Here is a 15,423-nt window from a genome sequence, read left to right as displayed (position 1 = left end):
CGGAGAAGCCGGGGCGATTCACACCTCGGTGAAAGTGGGGATATGCTTGGGCACAAACCACGAATCGGCATCAGGCCTCGAGGGTGGACCACCAATGATTCGCGAGCTCTTTCTTTTCGTGTCGCTTTCCTTTGCACTTTCGACTTCCGCGCAGGTCCCTGCGGCGTTCGAGCAAGCCAATGCGCATGCTGATGCGCAACGTGCAAGCAAGCCGGAGGAGACCGCACGCTACGCCGAGGCCTGGGCTGCATTCAACAACGAGCAAGGTCTCGATGAGCGCGACGGGTGCTACTTCAAGGCAGACGGCGAGCTGACCCAGATTCTCGAGATAGATTCCTCAGGAAGGGTGGTCGGCTACTACTCCAACAAGGACAATGGCCGGTCGCGTTGCTGGAAGCAGACATACATTGGCGTGGTTTTCCCCAAGCCGCCTTTTGCACCGTACTGGCACAAGCTGGTAATGCATTGATGATTGCCAAATCATTCAAGCTGGGGCCGCCCGGTGGCGCGGCTTCAAACAGGCGTTAGCCGCGATGGACCGAACTTGGCTAACGGCCGCGAAGAAGCTCGAGTTCAATGATCCCAAGCCATTCCTGGCAAATCTCCGACGCTTTGAGCAATCGGTAGCGGTGTCTGACACTCCAGACCGAATCAAGAATCTCCGCACCAACGGGCTCAAGAGTTGGCGGGAAGCCAGAGACGCGGCCCTGTTCTGCTACGGTATGAGCCAGCGGATCGGTCAAACCGTTTATTTCGCTCCCGCCGAGTCCCAAGACTATGATTTTGTTGCGTCATGGATCGTCGGGCATGAGCAGCACCTGACACCGGTTCAACTCAAAGAGGTTGTACCAAAGCACCTCAACCCTAATGCTTCGTTGGAAGGAGTGCTTGCGTCCCTAGCCAAGTACGTCGACTCAAGCGAACTGACGGTTGCAGTTAAGCTCAATCAGCAGGGTCGGTTTCAGCCCGGCGAGTTGGTTCCACCACAACTCAATATCTCCGCTCTTTGGGTCTTTGCTGCCACCACACCAGACCAATCGGAATGGACACTGTGGGGCAACTTCCTTGAGCAGCCCGAGAGCACAGCCTTCCGGTATCCTGCGTAACAGATCATTAAAGCCGACGCCTTCGGCGCGGACAAACTAAGGCGCCGAACCGCTATGAATATTAGCTCAGGGCTGCTTGCACTTGGATTTCTCTTCGCAACGACCCCCGGTCACGCGGCGTCGGTCGCCGAGCGGCAGGATGCGTCGGTGATCGAGCACCTGAAGGATGCAGGCTCGGACCTGTCCAAGCCGCACAACATTGATTTCTTCTTCTACTTCCCGGACCAGGCCTCGGCCAACGCCGCCGCCATAGATCTCCGGACGCTGGGCTACAGGATCGTGGGCATCGCTCCCACCTCAGACGAAAGCGCCTGGCATTTGAAGGCATTACGCAGCATGGTTCCCGAGCTGGCAGCAATGAATCAGTCAACGCGGGAGCTCAACGCTTTGGCAGCCAGGCATGGCGGCGAATACGACGGATGGGGTACCTCGGTCGTCGATTAGCGGTTCAGCAAATCGTCGCAGCCGATTCCGCCCATCGACGCGGCTTGGTTCGGGCAGGAGACCACATGGAAATCGAATCCCTTCTTACCTCGGCGGCAGTGGATGCCGCAGCGACCAAGCTGGCCAGGCGGCATCGCTGGATCCGCGCCCTAGCCTTTGCGCTGCGCCTGTTGTTTTGGGCAGCCGTCATAGCGGCGGTGGTGGTTACCTTCGCCTACTACTAGGTTTGGGAGCGAAGTGAGCCGGCAACCTCGGGTTCTTGAAGCGCGATCCCGGGTGAAACCTTATGATCCGTGCCACTGACCCTGCGAAGTCGAGGCGGCCATGGTCCACAAAGGTAGTTGCCACTGCGGCAGGATTTCCTTCCAGGTCGAGGGCGAGCTCGGGCCGGTGGTCGAATGCAACTGCTCCCACTGCAGCCGCAAGGGTTACCTGCTCTGGTTCGTGCCGCGGGGAAGTCTGACGCTCGATTCGCCGGAATCCGACCTGGCCACGTACACCTTCAACAAGCACGTGATCCGGCACCATTTCTGCCCGACCTGCGGCTGCGCCCCCTTCGGGTTCGGCACCAGCCCGTCGGGTGAGCCCACGGCTGCGGTGAACGTGCGCTGCCTCGAAGGTGTCGAGCTCGGCGAGCTCCAGCGGATCCCCGTGGATGGGCGCAGCCGGTAGCCCGGCGGAGGGCCACGAGTGAGGACCCTGTTCGCATGGCTGGTACTCCTGCTTGCCGGGCTGTCAGCGGGGGCGCTGGTGTCCGGCCCGGACTTGGCCGAACAGCGGCTGCCGGGCGGCCTGCCCCTCGGCAATGTCCTCATGGCCATCGCCTTGTGCGGGTTTTCCGGCGGCGCGTTCCTGCTCAGCCCCACCGGCTCGGCCAGGCGCCGGTTCGCCGCCGTGGCGCTGGCGGCGTCGGCCCTGTGGCTGCCGGCGTCGGCGCTGCTGGCCGGCAACCTGGCCCTCAATCTTTCAGGCGCACGCGGCACGGTTTGGCTGGCGGGCAGCGTGGTGGTTATCGTGGCGGCGCTGGCGGCGCTGGGCTGGGCCCTGGCGGGCTGCGCTGCCGGACGATTCCGGCGGCCCTGACCGAGGCGCGCCGCATCGCACGTTCCCACGGTCGCAACAGGCACTTCGGAGGGCAGGACCATGGATCCATCCCGTATCCGCTCAAGCACTGTCGCCCTGGCAGTCGCCGCCGGCGTCATGTTTCTTGTCGGCAAGTACACGGAGAACGCGGGCTTCATGTATGCCGGCGTCATCGTTGGCGTCGTGGCGCTCATCACGGGCTTCAACCAGGCCAGGTTGCGCGATGGCTCCGACGGCAACGATCCGAAGTGAGTGAGGCCGCCGCCCTGGCCCTTTTCCCGGAATGATCGACGGACTGGCCGTCGCACTGGTGCTCCTGGCCGGGATCTTCCTGGCCGGCCTGGGCGCCGCCTGCCTGTTCGCGCCGGCCTTGGCGCGGCGGTTCCTGCTTGGCTTCGCCAGCTCGCTGGCGCTGCATTACCTGGAACTCGCCATCCGGCTGGTGGTGGGCGGGGCGTTTCTGGTCGCGGCGCCAGCCATGGCCTTCCCGCGGATTTTCACCGCGGCGGGTGCGGTGCTGGTCGTCACCACCATCGCGCTGGCGCTGGTGCCGTGGCCGTGGCACCGGCGGTTCGCACAGCGCACCGTTCCCGCGGCGCTTCGTTTCCTGCCGCTGCTGGGCCTGGCGTCGCTGGCATTGGCGGCGTTCGTGTTTTACTCGCTGCCTGGCGCAACGCCGCCGTGACCGACCGGAGGAACCGCGCTTGAACCCACTCGTGAAACGCCAGGAAACCAGGCGCCACGCCCCGTCGCGGTGCGGCAGGGCGCTCGCAACCGTGCTGCTCCTCGCGGCAGTGGCTGGCCCCGGCCCTGCCGGTGCCTTCGAACTCCATGGCGAGTCGACCGGCACGCCCCGGCTCAAGGTGGACATCCTGAATTCGCTGCTGCCCATGGCGTCCGCGGCCAGCAACTGCCAAACCATCGATTCGGTGACGGCGTCGGTGCTGGTACCGCCCCGGAACGTCGAGACCAATGCCGAAGGCGTGATCATCAAGGGCGACGACGTCGTCGAACGCTGGGTCACCGAGGGCTGCGGCAGGAAGATCCGCTTCAAGGTCACGCTTTCCTTCGATGGCGTGGGCGGTACCTATTTCCGGATAGCCGCGGAAGACTGACCCGCCGGCACGGCGCCCGTTGCCGGTAGTCTTTGCGCTAGCCCATCGCGGGGAGCAGCGAATGAACCTTGAGCAGGCAAGAAAGCAGGCCGCCGCCGTGCTGCTGCCACCGCGGCGGACGCGAACCCGCGACTGAGGCGTGCCATGAACCCGCGCCCGTGGAAGGTGTTCGCGGTCATGGTGGCGGCGTACGCACTGCTGCTCCTGCTAGGCCTGGCCTTCGAAGACGCGCTGGGCTCGGTGGCGCTCGCGCTGGCGGTACTGCCTTACTTCTCGGTGCTGCTGATGCACAAGGCCGGCCTGCCCGGCGTGCTCGAAAACAACGGCCTGTGCGGTTGGGGCTGGTGCGCGCCCACGCCGCTGGGCTGGGCGCTGGCGGCGGTGCTGTGGCTGGCGCTGGCCTGGGGCCTTGCGTGGGTCATTTCGGCGCTGTGGCGCGCACGCCGCCGGCCCGGCTAGCACCCTGCGCCGGCTTGTGTAGGATGGCCCCATGAAACACGACGAGAAGATCGCCCAGCTGCACCGCCACATGGCCTCGGTCGGCGTGTCGCCGTTCACCACTGCGCCGCCCGCGTGGCGCCTGCTGTGGTGGCTGGGCGCCGAAGTGCCGCCGCCCATGTTCCTCTCCTTCCCGGTGCTGGCGGCCAGCGCGGGCGTGGTTTTCGCGGTGCTGTTCGGTCTGGCGCACTGGCTGCTGCCCTTCATGCCGGGCTTGAGTTCGCCGATCGAAGTGATGGTGGTCGCGGGCGTGGCCGGCCTGGTGTTCGGGCTCGCGCTGGCGGCGATCTACCGCGGCATCGCCCGACGCCACGGCCTGGCGTCGTGGTCCGATTACCGCGGGCAGCCCTGAGCGTCGGCCGCGGCGGCCCATGGCCAAGCGCACGCTGCCGCCTGGCAAGGTCTACGCCCTGCTCGAACCGGGACCGGTGGTGCTGCTGGGCACGGCCTGGCGCGGTGAACGCAACCTGATGGCCATGTCCTGGCACTCGATGCTCGACTTCGAGCCACCGCTGCTGGGCTGCGTGGTGAGCCAGGGCAACCATTCGTTTTCGCTGCTGCGCAAATCGCGCGAGTGCGTGATCAACATCCCCACCGCCGAACTCGCCGCGCAGGTGGTGGGCTGCGGCAACACCACCGGCGCGAAGGTGGACAAGTTCGCGCGCTTCGGCCTGACGCCAAAACCCGCGCGCACCGTCGCCGTGCCGCTGGTGGACGAATGTTTCGCCAACCTCGAGTGCCGCGTCGTGGACACCCGCGGCGTGAACAAATACAACTGGTTCGTGCTCGAAGTCACCCACGCCTGGGTGGACCCGAAGGTGAAGGCGCCGGACACGCTGCACCACCGCGGCTTCGGTCGCTTCATGGTGGCCGGCGCCGAAAGAACCCTGCCGTCCCGCATGAAATAGGCCCCGGAGCCGCCATGACCGCCACCGCCTTCGCCCTGCTCGGCTACATCGGCTGGACCCTGCTCCTGCTGCTGGTGATGGAAACCCTGCGCAGCGTGCTGGTGCTGGGCGGCAAGCGCCGCTCCGACAGCTTCCGCCCCGACGGGAGCGACGGTTCGCCCTTCGCCCAGCGGCTGTCGCGCGCGCACGCCAACTGCCTGGAAGGTTTCCCGATCTTCGGCGGCCTGATGCTGCTGGCGCTGCTGCTGCAGCTCGCCGCGCTCACCGACCCGCTGGCGCCGTGGCTGCTGGCGGCGCGCGTGGCGCAGTCGTCGGTGCACCTGCTGTCGGTGTCGGTGATGGCCATCAACGTGCGCTTCGCTTTCTTCGCGGTGCAGATGGCCATCGCCGCGTGGTGGTGCGTGAAGTTGCTGCAGGCCGGCCTGGCGGGATGAGCGAACGCAAGGGCGTGAAGCTGGCCGCGCTGGTGGCGCTGGCCCTGGTCGCGTTCGCCGGCAACAGCCTGCTGGCGCGGCTGGCCCTGCGCGAAGGCGGCATGGACGCGGCCAGCTTCACCGGGCTGCGGCTGGCCTCGGGCGCGGCGGTGCTGTGGGCACTGGCGGCGTGGCAGCGCAGAAGCGAGGCGGGGCACGGCAGCTGGGGTTCGGCGCTGGCGCTGTTCGTTTACGCCGCGGCGTTTTCGCTGGCCTACGTGGACCTGCAGGCCGGCGCCGGCGCGCTGCTACTGTTCGGCGCCGTGCAGGTGACCATGGTGGGGCGCGGGCTGTGGGCGGGCGAACGCCTGTCGGCGTGGCAGTGGCTGGGCCTGGCGCTGGCGCTGGCCGGATTGGCCGGCCTGCTGCTACCGGGCCTGTCGGCGCCGCCGCCGGGGCCGGCGCTGCTGATGCTGGCGGCGGGCGTGGCCTGGGGCGTGTATTCGCTGCAGGGCCGCGGTGCCGGCGACCCCGTGCGGGTGAGCGCGGGCAATTTCCTGCGCACCCTGCCCTTCGCCGCCGCCTTCGCCCTGCTCACGCTTGGAAACGTGCGCCTCGACGGCGCGGGCGTGGCCTACGCCCTGGCCTCGGGCGCACTGGCCTCGGGCCTGGGCTACGCCGTCTGGTACACGGCGCTGCCCTCGCTGCGGGCCAGTACGGCGGCCAGCCTGCAGCTGGCGGTGCCACTGCTGGTGGCGCTGGCGGGCGTGGCCTTCCTGGGCGAAGCGCCCACGCTGCGCCTGGCGCTGGCGGCGGGTGCCATCCTGGGCGGCGTTGCCCTGGTGGTCAGGCGCCGCTAAGGCAGCGGGCGGGCGGCTGCTGCACCATGGGGGCCGACCCTGTTCCGGAAAGGATGTCCCCATGCTCGTCCACGGCGCCTGCCACTGCGGCGCGGTCCGCTTCACCGCCGAGATCGACCCGCAGCGGGTCATCGCCTGCCACTGCACCGACTGCCAGGTGATGTCGGGCGCGCCCTACCGCGTGTCCTCGCCCGCGGCGATGGACAGCGTGAAGCTCGAAGGGCTCACGAAGTCGCACCTCAAGACCGCCGACAGCGGCAACCGCCGCGCCATGGTGTTCTGCCCGGAATGCGGCACGCACCTGTGGGCGACGCAGGCCGAGAACCCCACGCTGGCGATGATCCGGCTGGGCTGCGTGCAGGAGCGCGCCGCGCTGCCGCCGACGCTGCAGATCTGGACGCACTCGGCCCTGCCCTGGCTCGGTACGATGGCCAGCGTGCCGGGCGTGCCCGGCCAACCCACCGCGCCGCCCCCGGCGCGCTGAAGTCCCGCGGCCTGAATCGTCCTGCCACTGCGTGAACCCGTACATGCCAGCCCATCCCCCCCGACGCATGACGCCCCAGCATCCCCACCCGCCCCTCAGACCCTCGGCCAAAGGCCACGCCGCGCGCGCGCTGCTGGTGTTCGTCGCCTGGCTGGCCTCGCTGGGGCTGGTGGCGGTGGCGGCCTTCCTGGCGGTGCTGCTGCTGGCCGGGCCGCATGGCGGCCTGCTGCCGGGGCGCTTCAGCCCGGTGGTGCTGTGGGTGGGCTGGGGCCTGGTGCTGGTGCTGCCGCTGCTGGCCGCGCGCTGGACCTGGCGGCGCCTCTCGCGCGGTAGCTGATACGCTGTCGGCCCCACGATTTCGCAGGACCGAGGCATGGCGTTGAACGCGGACCAGGAGCGGGTGCTGGCGGATATCCGCAAGTACGGCTGCCACGTGATCCAGGTGCTGGCCGAAGGCGACCTGCCGCCGTATGCCTATTCGATCGGCATCAGCCGCACCTCGGATTCGCCCGACGTGTGCGTGTTCGGGCTGCCGGCCGACAAGTCGCACCGGCTGCTGCACCACTACAACAAGCGCGTGCGCGAAGGCGAACGCTTCGAATCCGGGCAGGTCCTGCAGGGTTTCATCAAGGGCATGGACTGCGTGCTGCGCCCGGTGCATGAATCGCAGCTGCGCGAACACTTCGGCTGGAACCTGTGGCTGCACGACGGCCGCCCGTTCCCGATGCTGCAGCTGGTCTACCCCACGAACGAAGGCATCTGGCCCTGGAGCGAGATGGCCAGCGACTGGCTCAGGCGCTGGCAGCCGCTGCTCGAGCAGCCCGCCTACACCGACTGAGGCTCAGAGCCGGCGGCGCGCCCGCGCGGTGGCCTTGCCGGCCTTGAGCGCGTCGAGCGCACGGCCGATGGCGGCGTCGCCTTCGATCACTTCGCCCGGGCCGCTGCCGGCGTCCTCGTTGTCGCCGCGCAGGTGGCCGGCCAGTTCCTGTTCGCGCATGCCACGCGCCGCTTCGCCGCGCAGCACGATGTCGGGGCGGATGCCGCGGGCCTGGATGGACTTGCCGCTGGGCGTGTAATAGCGCGCGGTGGTGAGCTTGATCGAATCGCCGTTGTCCAGCGGCACCACCGACTGCACCGAACCCTTGCCGTAGGTGCGGCTGCCCATGATCGTGGCGCGGTCGTGGTCGCGCAGCGCGCCGGCCAGCACTTCGGCGGCGCTGGCGGTGCCGGCGTCCACCAGCACGACGACCGGCGCGCCGGCCAGCGCGTCGCCGGGCTTGGCGTGGAAGCTGGCGTTGGAATACTCGAGGCGGCCGCGGGTGCTGACGATGAGGCCGTCGTCGAGCAGCGCATCGGCGGCTTCCACCGCGGCGCTGAGCAGGCCGCCGGGGTTCGAGCGCAGGTCGAGCACCAGCCCGCGCAGCGGCGTGGCGCCGCGGCCGGTGAGCTGGGCCAGCTGGCGCCGCACCTGCGGGCCGGTGTCGGACTGGAAGGTGCTGATGCGCAGGTAGCCGAAGCCGGGTTCGAGCAGGCGCGATTCGACCGAGTTGACGCGGATGGTTTCGCGCACGATCACCAGGTCGCGCGGCGCGGGTTCGCCGGTGCGGGTGACCGTGACCGTGACCGGCTCGCCGGCCTGGCCGCGCAGCGCGGTGTGCGGGTTGGGGTTGGAGACCAGCGGCTCGCCGTCGATGGCGATGATGACGTCGCCGGCGCGCAGGCCGGCGCGCTGGGCCGGGGTGCCGTCGATGGGCGCCACCACCAGCAGGGTGTCGTCGGGGCGGCGCTCGGTTTCCACGCCGATGCCGACGTAGGCGCCCTCGGTGTCGTCGAGCAGCGCCTCGGCTTCTTCCTTGTCGAGGTAGGCGCTGTGCGGGTCGAGGTCGGACAGCAGGCCACGCAGCGCGGCCTTCATGAGCGTCTGGTCGTCCACCGGCTCGACGTAGGCGTCCTTCACCGCGTTGTACACCGCCACGTAGCGGCGGATCTCGGTGAGCGGGATGGCCGTGGGCGCGGTTTCGGCCACCACCGGGTCGGTGTCGTCGGCCGGCGCCTGGCCCTGGGCGAGGGCCGGGAGCAGCAGCATCGGAAGCAGGAGGGCGTGGCGCATGGATTGATTATGCGCCTAGCGGAGCCAGGGTTTGGGGTCCTGGGGCTGGCCGTTGCGGCGCAGCTCGAAGTACAGGGCTGGGCGGCCCTGGCCGCCGGAGCTGCCGACGGTGGCCAGCGGGTCGCCGGCGCGCACCCAGTCGCCCACGTCCTTGAGCAGGGCGTCGTTGAAGGCGTACAGGCTCATCCAGCCATCGCCGTGGTCGACGATGGTGAGCAGGCCGTAACCCTTGAGCCAGTCGGAAAAGGCCACCCGTCCGGGGGCCACCGCGCGCACCTCGGCGCCGGCGGTGCCGGCGATGAGCAGGCCGTCGCTGCCGCGGCCGTCGGGCAGGCGGCCGCCGAAGGCCGCCAGCACGGTGCCCGCGAGCGGCCGGCCGAGCTGGCCGCGGCGGCTGGCGAAGGGGCGGGTGTCGTCCACCTGGCGCGGGATGTCGGCCACGGCGTCGCGCAGCTGTTCGAGCAGGCGCACCACCGATTTTTCGTCGCGGCCCAGCGCCGCCAGGCGCGCGGCGCGGTCCTTGAAGCCGGCCTCGAGCGTGGCCAGCACCGCGGCGCGTTCGCCGCGCTGGGTTTCCAGCGCGGCCAGGTCGGCCTGCTGCTGGGTGCGGGCGGCTTCCAGCACCTGGCGCTGGTCTTCGATCTGCCGGGCCACGGCGGCCAGGTCGCGCAGTTCGGCGATCAGGCCGGTGATGCGCTGCTGGCGGTCGGCCTGGAAATAGCGGTGGTAGGCCAGCACGCGGGCCAGGTCGGCCATGCGGTCCTGGGCCAGCAGCAGCTTGAGCTGTTCGTGCCGGCCCAGCGCGTAGGCCGAACGCACCAGCGTGGCCAGGGCCTCGCGCTGCTGCGACAGGCCGGCTTCGAGCGTGGCCTGCTTTTCCTGCAGGCGCTGCAGCTCGATTTCCGAGGTGGCGATGGCGGCTTCGGTGCGGCGCAGCGCGCGCACCGATTCGTTGACCTTGGCGTCGGCGGCGCGCAGTTCGCGGCTGGCGGCCGCGCGTTCGCCTTCCTGTTCGCGCTGCTCGGCGGTGATGGCCTTGATCTGCTGGCGCAGGGTGGACAGGCGCTGCTCGGCCGCGGCTTCCTTCTTCGCGCGGTCGGGGTCCTGGGCGGCGGCCGGCGCGGCCGCCAGCCACAGGGCCAGCGCGAACATGCCGAACCGGCGGATCAAGCCAGGCTCACCAGCGACTGGCCCGTCATCTCGGGCGGCTTGGGCAGGCCCAGCAGCGCCAGCATGGTCGGCGCGATGTCGCGCAGGGCGCCGCCGGCGCGCAGCGTGGCGGCGCGGCCGCAGTACACGAAGGGCACCGGGCCGACGGTGTGCGAGGTGTGCGGCTGGCCGGTTTCCGGGTCGCGCATCATCTCGACGTTGCCATGGTCGGCGGTGACGATCATTTCGCCGCCCACTTCCTGAAGCGCGGCGCGGATGGCGCCCAGCGCGTGGTCCACCGCCTCGGCGGCCTGGATGGCCGCGGCCAGGATGCCGCTGTGGCCCACCATGTCGGGGTTGGCGATGTTGCACAGGATCACGTCGTGCCGGCGCGCGCGGATGTCGTCGGTGAGGCGGGTGGTGAGCTGGGGCAGGCTCATTTCCGGCTGCAGATCGTAGGTGGCGACCTTGGGCGAGGGAATGAGCGCGCGCTCTTCGCCGGGCACCACCGCCTCCTTGCCGCCGCTCATGAAGAAGGTGACGTGCGCGTACTTCTCGGTCTCGGCGATGCGCAGCTGGCTCAGGCCGTGGGCAGCCAGCACTTCGCCCAGCGTGTTGCGCAGGTCTTCGGGGCCGAAGGCCACGGGCGCGGGGAGCTTGGCGTCGTATTCGGTCAGGCAGACGAAACGAGACAGCGCCGGCAGGCGGCGCGCGAAGCCGCTGAAACCCGGCTGCACGAAGGCGGCGCTGAGCTGGCGGGCGCGGTCGGCACGGAAGTTCATGAACACCACGGCGTCGCCGTCGCGCATGGGGTGGTGGCCGCGGATGACGGTGGGCTGCACGAACTCGTCGTTCTCGTCGCGGCCGTAGGCGGCGTGCAGCGCGGTGAGCGCGTCGGAGGCGGTGTCGTCGGCGTTCGCTTCGACGATGGCCTGCCAGGCGCGTTCGACGCGGTCCCAGCGCTGGTCGCGGTCCATGGCCCAGTAGCGGCCGGTGACGCTGGCGATGCGCACGTCGCCGCCGTCGGCGCAGATCTGTTCCAGCGCGGCCAGGCTGGGTTCGGCCGAACGCGGCGGCATGTCGCGGCCGTCGAGGAAGGCGTGCACGGCGATGTCGGGCACGCCCTCGCGGCGGGCCAGTTCGAGCATGGCGAACAGGTGCGCCTCGTGGCTGTGCACGCCGCCGGGCGAGAGCAGGCCCATGACGTGCAGGGTGCCGCCGGCGGCCCTGGCGGCGCGGCAGGCGGCGACGAGTTCGGCGTTGGCGAAGAAGCTGCCGTCTTCGATGGCGGCGTCCACGCGGGTGAGGTCCTGGTAGACGATGCGGCCGGCGCCGATGTTCATGTGCCCGACCTCGGAATTGCCCATCTGGCCGTCCGGAAGGCCCACGTGCTTGCCCTCGGTGTGCACCAGGGTGTGCGGGCAGTCGGCCAGCAGGCGGCGCCAGTTCGGCAGCCGGGCCTGGGCCAGGGCGTTGTCGGCGGGGTCGTCGCGGTGGCCCCAGCCGTCCAGGATGAGCAGCAGCAGGGGCTTGGGGCGGGTCTGGGCGGACAAGGCGGGCTCCGGGACGAGTGGCACGGGCGGATTGTAGCCCCGGCGCGGATAGTCGGCCCGTCGGGGCTTTAAACCCGGGCCCCGCTCCCGGCATCCCACCGGTACTTACCAAGGAGCCCACCCATGCGCGTCCGTCCCCTCGTTTCCCTGATCGCCCTGTCGCTGGCCCTGGCCGGCGGCCCGGCCCTGGCCCAGCAGAACATCGACAAGGTGTTCGGCGGCATCACCGCCGAGGCCGGCCAGTCCTACGGCTCGCTCGAAACCGTCAACGGCGGCATCACCATCCGCGAAGGCGCCACGGTGCGCAGCGCCGAGACGGTGAACGGCGGCATCACCATCGAACGCAACGCCCAGGTGGGCGACGTGGAAACCGTGAACGGCGGCATCTCGCTCGACGACGGCGCCCGCGTGCGCGGCGCCGAAGCCGTGAACGGCGGCATCCGCCTGGGCCGCGACGCGAAGGTGGACGAGGACGTGGACGTGGTGAACGGCGGCATCAAGGCCAGCCAGGGCACCGTGATCGGCGGCGACGCCAGCAACGTCAACGGGGCCATCTCGCTCATCCGCGCCGAGGTCGGCGGCGACGTCACCACCACCAACGGCGACATCACGCTCACCGGCGCCACCATCCGCGGCGACCTGCGGGTGGAGAAGCCGACCGGCAGCTGGTGGCGCAGCAACAGCAACCGCCTGCCGCGCATCGTGATCGGCGAGGGCTCGGTGGTCGAGGGCGAGCTGCTGTTCGAGCGCGAGGTGGAGCTGTACGTGCACCCGGGCGCCAAGGTGGGCAAGCAGACCGGCACCGCCCCGCGCATGCTCGACTCCGCCGACGCCCCCCGCTCCGACGACTGAACCCGGCGACCGCCCGCCCCCGGGCTCACGCGCCCGGGGGCGGGATGTGGCTAGAATCGGGGTTTCCGTTCACCTGGAGACCCCACGGATGCGACATACCCTGCTATTCGCCGCCGCCGCGCTGGCCCTCGGGGCCTGCAGCAAGGCGCCGGAACCGGCCGCCACGGCCGACACCGCCGCCCCGGCCCCCGCCGCCGCCGAACATGGCTTCGGCCCGGAGATTTCCGCCGAGGACTTCGCCGCCCACGTGAAGGTGCTCTCGTCCGACGAGTTCGGCGGCCGCGCCCCGGGCACCGAGGGCGAACAGAAGACCGCCGACTACCTGGTGGCGCAGTTCCAGCGCCTGGGCCTGCAGCCGGGCAACGGCGACAGCTGGTTCCAGGACGTGCCGATGGTGGTGACGACGGCCGACGAGGCCACCTCGACCGCCACCATTTCGCTGGGCGGCGCCGAGACGCCGCTGGCCTTCGGCTCGCAGATGGCGCTGGGCACGCGCACCGCGCAGCCGGAAGTGTTCGTGAAGGGCAGCGAGATGGTGTTCGTCGGCTACGGCGTGAACGCGCCCGAGGCCGGCTGGAACGACTACGCAGGCCTGGACGTGGCCGGCAAGACGGTGGTGATCCTGGTCAACGACCCGGGCTTCCACGCCGGCGACGAGTCGCTGTTCAGCGGCAAGAAGATGACCTACTACGGCCGCTGGACCTACAAGTACGAAGAAGCCGCGCGCCAGGGCGCCTCGGCCGCGCTGATCATCCACGACGACGCCGGCGCCGGTTACGGCTGGGACGTGGTGAAGAACAGCTGGTCGGGCGCGCAGTTCGACCTGCCCGCCAGCGCCGACCCGGAGCCGCGCCTGCCGCTGCAGGGCTGGATCACCGGCGAGGTGGCGGCCAAGCTGTTCGCCGACGCCGGCCTCGACCTCGAGGCGATGCGCGCCGCCGCCAACAAGCCGGGCTTCAAGGCCGTGCCGCTGGGTGGCGCCAGCTTCACCGCCAAACTCAACTCGAGCATCCGTGAAACCAGCTCGCGCAACATCCTGGCCAAGCTGCCCGGCACGGAGCGCCCGGACGAAGCCATCGTCTACACCGCGCACTGGGACCACCTGGGCGACCACAGCCTGACCCACGGCGGCGACAAGGCCGCGGCCGGCGCCGAGGGCGAGGACCACGTGTACAACGGCGCCATCGACAACGCCACCGGCGTGGCCGGCGTGCTCGAGATCGCCGAAGCCTTCACCGTGCAGGACCCGAAGCCGGCGCGCAGCCTGGTGTTCCTGCTGGTGACGCTGGAGGAATCGGGCCTGCTGGGTTCGAAGTACTACGCCGCCAACCCGGTGATCCCGCTCAAGGACACCGTGGCCGTGGTGAACCTGGACGCGATGAGCGTGGTGGGCCCGACCAAGGACTTCGTGGTCATCGGCCTGGGCAACAGCGAGCTCGACAACGTGCTCAAGCCCATCGCCGAGGCCCAGGGCCGCGTGCTGGTGGAGGAGGACGGCGTGGAGAAGGGCTTCTTCTTCCGCTCCGACCACTTCAGCTTCGCCAAGTTCGGCGTGCCGGCGCTGTACGCCAAGGGCGGCATCGACCACGTCGAGAAGGGCGTGGAGTACGGCCGCGAAGTGCAGTCGCACTACACCAACGTGGCCTACCACAAGCCGGCCGACGAGTTCGATCCGGAGTGGGACCTGCGCGGCGTGGTGCAGGACCTGCAGGCACTGTACGGCGTCGGCCGCGAACTGGCCGGCAACGAGGCCTGGCCGAATTACGTCGAAGGCAACGCCTTCAAGGCTGCCCGCGACGCGTCCCGCGCCGGGGCGGCCGCCCCGTAACCCGGAGCCGGGGTACGCGTTCGAAGGCCGCCCACCCGGGCGGCCTTCTTTTTTGCGGCAACGGCAGAACGGCTCAGAGGAAGTCGGCGAGGGCCTGCGCCACCTGGCGGGGCTGCGCCATCATGGGCATGTGGCCGCAGCCGCTGAGGATGACCGAGCGGCTGTCGCGCAGACCGGCGGCGAACACCTCGGCGGCGCTGATGTCGATCACCTTGTCGTCCCGGCACCACAGCAGCAGCGTGGGCGCGGCGATGTTGCCGAGCTCGGCTTCCAGCGCGAACGCGTCCGGGCCGCGGCCGATGCCGTCGAGCACGCGCTGTTCGAACGGCGCGTCGGCGCGTCGGCGGCGAACCAGTGCCTCGCTGGCCGGCCAGGGCACGAACGGCGGCTCGGCGAACACGATGCCCAGGTAACGCTTGAGCTCGCGCCGGTTGGTGACCTGGAACGGGTTCTGCCCCGCCAGCACTGCGTTGGCGAAGGCGTTTTCCTCGAAGCGCACGCCGGCCGACGACATCAGCACGATGCGCGGCGCGCGTTCGGGATGGCGCGACGCCATCAGGCCGACGATCTGGCCGCCCATCGAATGCCCCACCACCAGCTCGGGTGCCTGCGGCAGCGACGCCAGCAGTTCGGCCAGGCGCGCGGCCTGCGCCACCGGGCCGTAGTCTTCGTCGTGGTGGCGGTCGCTTTCCCCCCAGCCGGGCAGGTCCACCGCCAGCACGCGGTGTTCGCGCGCCAGTTCGCGCATCAGCGGCAGCCAGTTTTCCTTGCTGCCGGTGAAGCCGTGCACCAGCACCACCAGCGGCCGGTCGCGGCGACCCGCCACCAGCGCCGACCAGGTGTGGCCGGCCACGTCGAACTCCAGCCGCTCCGCGCCCGCCAGCCAGCGCTGGCGCGCGAATTCCGCCTGCAGCACGCGCTCGGGCGCGGTGGCGGCGTAACCGACGGCGCCGAGCGCGGCGCCCAGGGCGCCCACCAGCAGCAGCCGGCGCGGGCTGGCCGCGCGCGGGGGCGTCATGG

The 15,423-nt window shown here is 70.0% G+C and carries 23 protein-coding genes; 19 read left to right on the top strand and 4 right to left on the bottom strand.

The genetic code is table 11. The features are described 5' to 3' along the window. From N790_RS16035 to N790_RS07550, 17 genes are all read left to right on the top strand, one after another. Window positions 1-469: hypothetical protein (locus N790_RS16035; RefSeq protein WP_211251968.1), on the top strand; the 469-nt coding region annotated here is incomplete at its 5' end. A 64-nt stretch (window positions 470-533) separates the two neighbouring features. Beyond that, on the top strand, window positions 534-1,106 hold the full coding sequence (locus tag N790_RS16030) for a hypothetical protein (protein ID WP_156969995.1): 573 nt from the start codon (window positions 534-536) through the stop codon (window positions 1,104-1,106). A 147-nt stretch (window positions 1,107-1,253) separates the two neighbouring features. Beyond that, on the top strand, window positions 1,254-1,550 hold the full coding sequence (locus tag N790_RS07610; protein ID WP_169742160.1) for a ribonuclease E inhibitor RraB: 297 nt from the start codon (window positions 1,254-1,256) through the stop codon (window positions 1,548-1,550). A gap of 65 nt (window positions 1,551-1,615) precedes the next feature. Continuing rightward, on the top strand, window positions 1,616-1,774 hold the full coding sequence (locus tag N790_RS16025) for a hypothetical protein (protein ID WP_156969994.1): 159 nt from the start codon (window positions 1,616-1,618) through the stop codon (window positions 1,772-1,774). A gap of 100 nt (window positions 1,775-1,874) precedes the next feature. Beyond that, a complete protein-coding gene (locus N790_RS07605) occupies window positions 1,875-2,222 on the top strand; it encodes a GFA family protein (RefSeq protein WP_043802762.1) in 348 nt (115 codons plus the stop codon). 18 nt (window positions 2,223-2,240) lie between these two features. Further along, window positions 2,241-2,633 carry a hypothetical protein gene (locus tag N790_RS07600; protein WP_043802759.1) on the top strand — a complete coding sequence of 131 codons (393 nt, stop codon included), beginning with the start codon at window positions 2,241-2,243 and terminating at the stop codon, window positions 2,631-2,633. A 60-nt stretch (window positions 2,634-2,693) separates the two neighbouring features. Continuing rightward, window positions 2,694-2,885 carry a hypothetical protein gene (locus tag N790_RS16020; RefSeq protein ID WP_156969993.1) on the top strand — a complete coding sequence of 64 codons (192 nt, stop codon included), beginning with the start codon at window positions 2,694-2,696 and terminating at the stop codon, window positions 2,883-2,885. 31 nt (window positions 2,886-2,916) lie between these two features. Next, window positions 2,917-3,318 carry a hypothetical protein gene (locus N790_RS07595; protein ID WP_043802758.1) on the top strand — a complete coding sequence of 134 codons (402 nt, stop codon included), beginning with the start codon at window positions 2,917-2,919 and terminating at the stop codon, window positions 3,316-3,318. 19 nt (window positions 3,319-3,337) lie between these two features. Continuing rightward, window positions 3,338-3,748, top strand: coding sequence for a hypothetical protein (locus tag N790_RS07590; protein WP_156969992.1), 411 nt, complete (start codon window positions 3,338-3,340; stop codon window positions 3,746-3,748). A 144-nt stretch (window positions 3,749-3,892) separates the two neighbouring features. After that, window positions 3,893-4,207: a hypothetical protein gene (locus N790_RS07585; RefSeq protein WP_043802753.1), complete on the top strand. Its 315-nt coding sequence runs from the start codon at window positions 3,893-3,895 to the stop codon at window positions 4,205-4,207. A gap of 31 nt (window positions 4,208-4,238) precedes the next feature. After that, complete coding sequence (locus N790_RS07580; RefSeq protein WP_043802751.1) at window positions 4,239-4,598, top strand: DUF6404 family protein; 360 nt, start codon at window positions 4,239-4,241, stop codon at window positions 4,596-4,598. A 19-nt stretch (window positions 4,599-4,617) separates the two neighbouring features. Beyond that, window positions 4,618-5,154 carry a flavin reductase family protein gene (locus N790_RS07575; protein ID WP_043802749.1) on the top strand — a complete coding sequence of 179 codons (537 nt, stop codon included), beginning with the start codon at window positions 4,618-4,620 and terminating at the stop codon, window positions 5,152-5,154. Between the two features lie 14 nt (window positions 5,155-5,168). Next, window positions 5,169-5,588, top strand: a complete 420-nt coding sequence (locus N790_RS07570) for an MAPEG family protein (RefSeq protein ID WP_043802747.1) — start codon at window positions 5,169-5,171, stop codon at window positions 5,586-5,588. Beyond that, window positions 5,585-6,427 (top strand): DMT family transporter, encoded by an 843-nt coding sequence (locus N790_RS07565; protein ID WP_043802745.1) that lies wholly within the window; start codon window positions 5,585-5,587, stop codon window positions 6,425-6,427. Before N790_RS07570 ends, N790_RS07565 begins: the two co-directional genes overlap by 4 nt. Window positions 6,428-6,488: 61 nt before the next feature. Continuing rightward, a complete protein-coding gene (locus N790_RS07560; RefSeq protein ID WP_043802742.1) occupies window positions 6,489-6,911 on the top strand; it encodes a GFA family protein in 423 nt (140 codons plus the stop codon). A gap of 67 nt (window positions 6,912-6,978) precedes the next feature. Further along, window positions 6,979-7,248, top strand: a complete 270-nt coding sequence (locus tag N790_RS07555) for a hypothetical protein (RefSeq protein ID WP_043802740.1) — start codon at window positions 6,979-6,981, stop codon at window positions 7,246-7,248. A gap of 36 nt (window positions 7,249-7,284) precedes the next feature. Continuing rightward, the gene (locus tag N790_RS07550; protein ID WP_043802738.1) at window positions 7,285-7,749 is read left to right on the top strand and encodes a DUF4262 domain-containing protein; all 465 of its coding nucleotides are present in this window, start codon (window positions 7,285-7,287) and stop codon (window positions 7,747-7,749) included. A gap of 3 nt (window positions 7,750-7,752) precedes the next feature. Here the strand turns inward: N790_RS07550 and N790_RS07545 are convergent, their stop codons facing one another. Genes N790_RS07545 through gpmI form a run of 3 tightly spaced genes read right to left on the bottom strand, consistent with a single transcriptional unit; the run spans window position 7,753 to window position 11,723 of the window. Next, window positions 7,753-9,021 (bottom strand): S41 family peptidase, encoded by a 1,269-nt coding sequence (locus tag N790_RS07545; RefSeq protein ID WP_052385780.1) that lies wholly within the window; start codon window positions 9,019-9,021, stop codon window positions 7,753-7,755. A gap of 15 nt (window positions 9,022-9,036) precedes the next feature. Beyond that, window positions 9,037-10,191, bottom strand: coding sequence for a murein hydrolase activator EnvC family protein (locus N790_RS07540; RefSeq protein WP_052385779.1), 1,155 nt, complete (start codon window positions 10,189-10,191; stop codon window positions 9,037-9,039). Next, window positions 10,188-11,723, bottom strand: coding sequence for a 2,3-bisphosphoglycerate-independent phosphoglycerate mutase (gene gpmI / locus N790_RS07535; RefSeq protein ID WP_043802735.1), 1,536 nt, complete (start codon window positions 11,721-11,723; stop codon window positions 10,188-10,190). The genes N790_RS07540 and gpmI overlap by 4 nt, the downstream gene beginning before the upstream one ends. A gap of 123 nt (window positions 11,724-11,846) precedes the next feature. Here gpmI and N790_RS07530 point away from each other — a divergent pair, with 123 nt between their 5' ends. Beyond that, window positions 11,847-12,575, top strand: coding sequence for a DUF4097 family beta strand repeat-containing protein (locus tag N790_RS07530; protein ID WP_043802733.1), 729 nt, complete (start codon window positions 11,847-11,849; stop codon window positions 12,573-12,575). A gap of 88 nt (window positions 12,576-12,663) precedes the next feature. After that, window positions 12,664-14,403 carry a M28 family metallopeptidase gene (locus N790_RS07525; RefSeq protein ID WP_043802730.1) on the top strand — a complete coding sequence of 580 codons (1,740 nt, stop codon included), beginning with the start codon at window positions 12,664-12,666 and terminating at the stop codon, window positions 14,401-14,403. 73 nt (window positions 14,404-14,476) lie between these two features. Here N790_RS07525 and N790_RS07520 read toward each other — a convergent pair whose 3' ends face one another. Next, window positions 14,477-15,421, bottom strand: coding sequence for an alpha/beta fold hydrolase (locus N790_RS07520; RefSeq protein WP_052385778.1), 945 nt, complete (start codon window positions 15,419-15,421; stop codon window positions 14,477-14,479). Window positions 15,422-15,423 lie beyond the last annotated feature (2 nt).

Source organism: Arenimonas malthae CC-JY-1 (assembly GCF_000747075.1).
Lineage (GTDB): Bacteria > Pseudomonadota > Gammaproteobacteria > Xanthomonadales > Xanthomonadaceae > Arenimonas > Arenimonas malthae.
The sequence above is the reverse complement of the archived record's forward strand: the minus strand, read 5'-3'. Positions and strand labels throughout refer to the sequence as shown.

What these genes read in the sequence shown, in the direction of transcription:
- N790_RS16030 (WP_156969995.1), top strand. Translation starts at nt 534, where the DNA reads ATGGACCGAACTTGGCTAACGGCCGCGAAGAAGCTCGAGTTCAATGAT.
- N790_RS16025 (WP_156969994.1), top strand. Translation starts at nt 1,616, where the DNA reads ATGGAAATCGAATCCCTTCTTACCTCGGCGGCAGTGGATGCCGCAGCG.
- N790_RS07605 (WP_043802762.1), top strand. Translation starts at nt 1,875, where the DNA reads ATGGTCCACAAAGGTAGTTGCCACTGCGGCAGGATTTCCTTCCAGGTC.
- N790_RS16020 (WP_156969993.1), top strand. Translation starts at nt 2,694, where the DNA reads ATGGATCCATCCCGTATCCGCTCAAGCACTGTCGCCCTGGCAGTCGCC.
- N790_RS07595 (WP_043802758.1), top strand. Translation starts at nt 2,917, where the DNA reads ATGATCGACGGACTGGCCGTCGCACTGGTGCTCCTGGCCGGGATCTTC.
- N790_RS07585 (WP_043802753.1), top strand. Translation starts at nt 3,893, where the DNA reads ATGAACCCGCGCCCGTGGAAGGTGTTCGCGGTCATGGTGGCGGCGTAC.
- N790_RS07580 (WP_043802751.1), top strand. Translation starts at nt 4,239, where the DNA reads ATGAAACACGACGAGAAGATCGCCCAGCTGCACCGCCACATGGCCTCG.
- N790_RS07575 (WP_043802749.1), top strand. Translation starts at nt 4,618, where the DNA reads ATGGCCAAGCGCACGCTGCCGCCTGGCAAGGTCTACGCCCTGCTCGAA.
- N790_RS07570 (WP_043802747.1), top strand. Translation starts at nt 5,169, where the DNA reads ATGACCGCCACCGCCTTCGCCCTGCTCGGCTACATCGGCTGGACCCTG.
- N790_RS07565 (WP_043802745.1), top strand. Translation starts at nt 5,585, where the DNA reads ATGAGCGAACGCAAGGGCGTGAAGCTGGCCGCGCTGGTGGCGCTGGCC.
- N790_RS07560 (WP_043802742.1), top strand. Translation starts at nt 6,489, where the DNA reads ATGCTCGTCCACGGCGCCTGCCACTGCGGCGCGGTCCGCTTCACCGCC.
- N790_RS07555 (WP_043802740.1), top strand. Translation starts at nt 6,979, where the DNA reads ATGACGCCCCAGCATCCCCACCCGCCCCTCAGACCCTCGGCCAAAGGC.
- N790_RS07550 (WP_043802738.1), top strand. Translation starts at nt 7,285, where the DNA reads ATGGCGTTGAACGCGGACCAGGAGCGGGTGCTGGCGGATATCCGCAAG.
- N790_RS07545 (WP_052385780.1), bottom strand. Translation starts at nt 9,021, where the DNA reads ATGCGCCACGCCCTCCTGCTTCCGATGCTGCTGCTCCCGGCCCTCGCC.
- N790_RS07530 (WP_043802733.1), top strand. Translation starts at nt 11,847, where the DNA reads ATGCGCGTCCGTCCCCTCGTTTCCCTGATCGCCCTGTCGCTGGCCCTG.
- N790_RS07525 (WP_043802730.1), top strand. Translation starts at nt 12,664, where the DNA reads ATGCGACATACCCTGCTATTCGCCGCCGCCGCGCTGGCCCTCGGGGCC.
- N790_RS07520 (WP_052385778.1), bottom strand. Translation starts at nt 15,421, where the DNA reads ATGACGCCCCCGCGCGCGGCCAGCCCGCGCCGGCTGCTGCTGGTGGGC.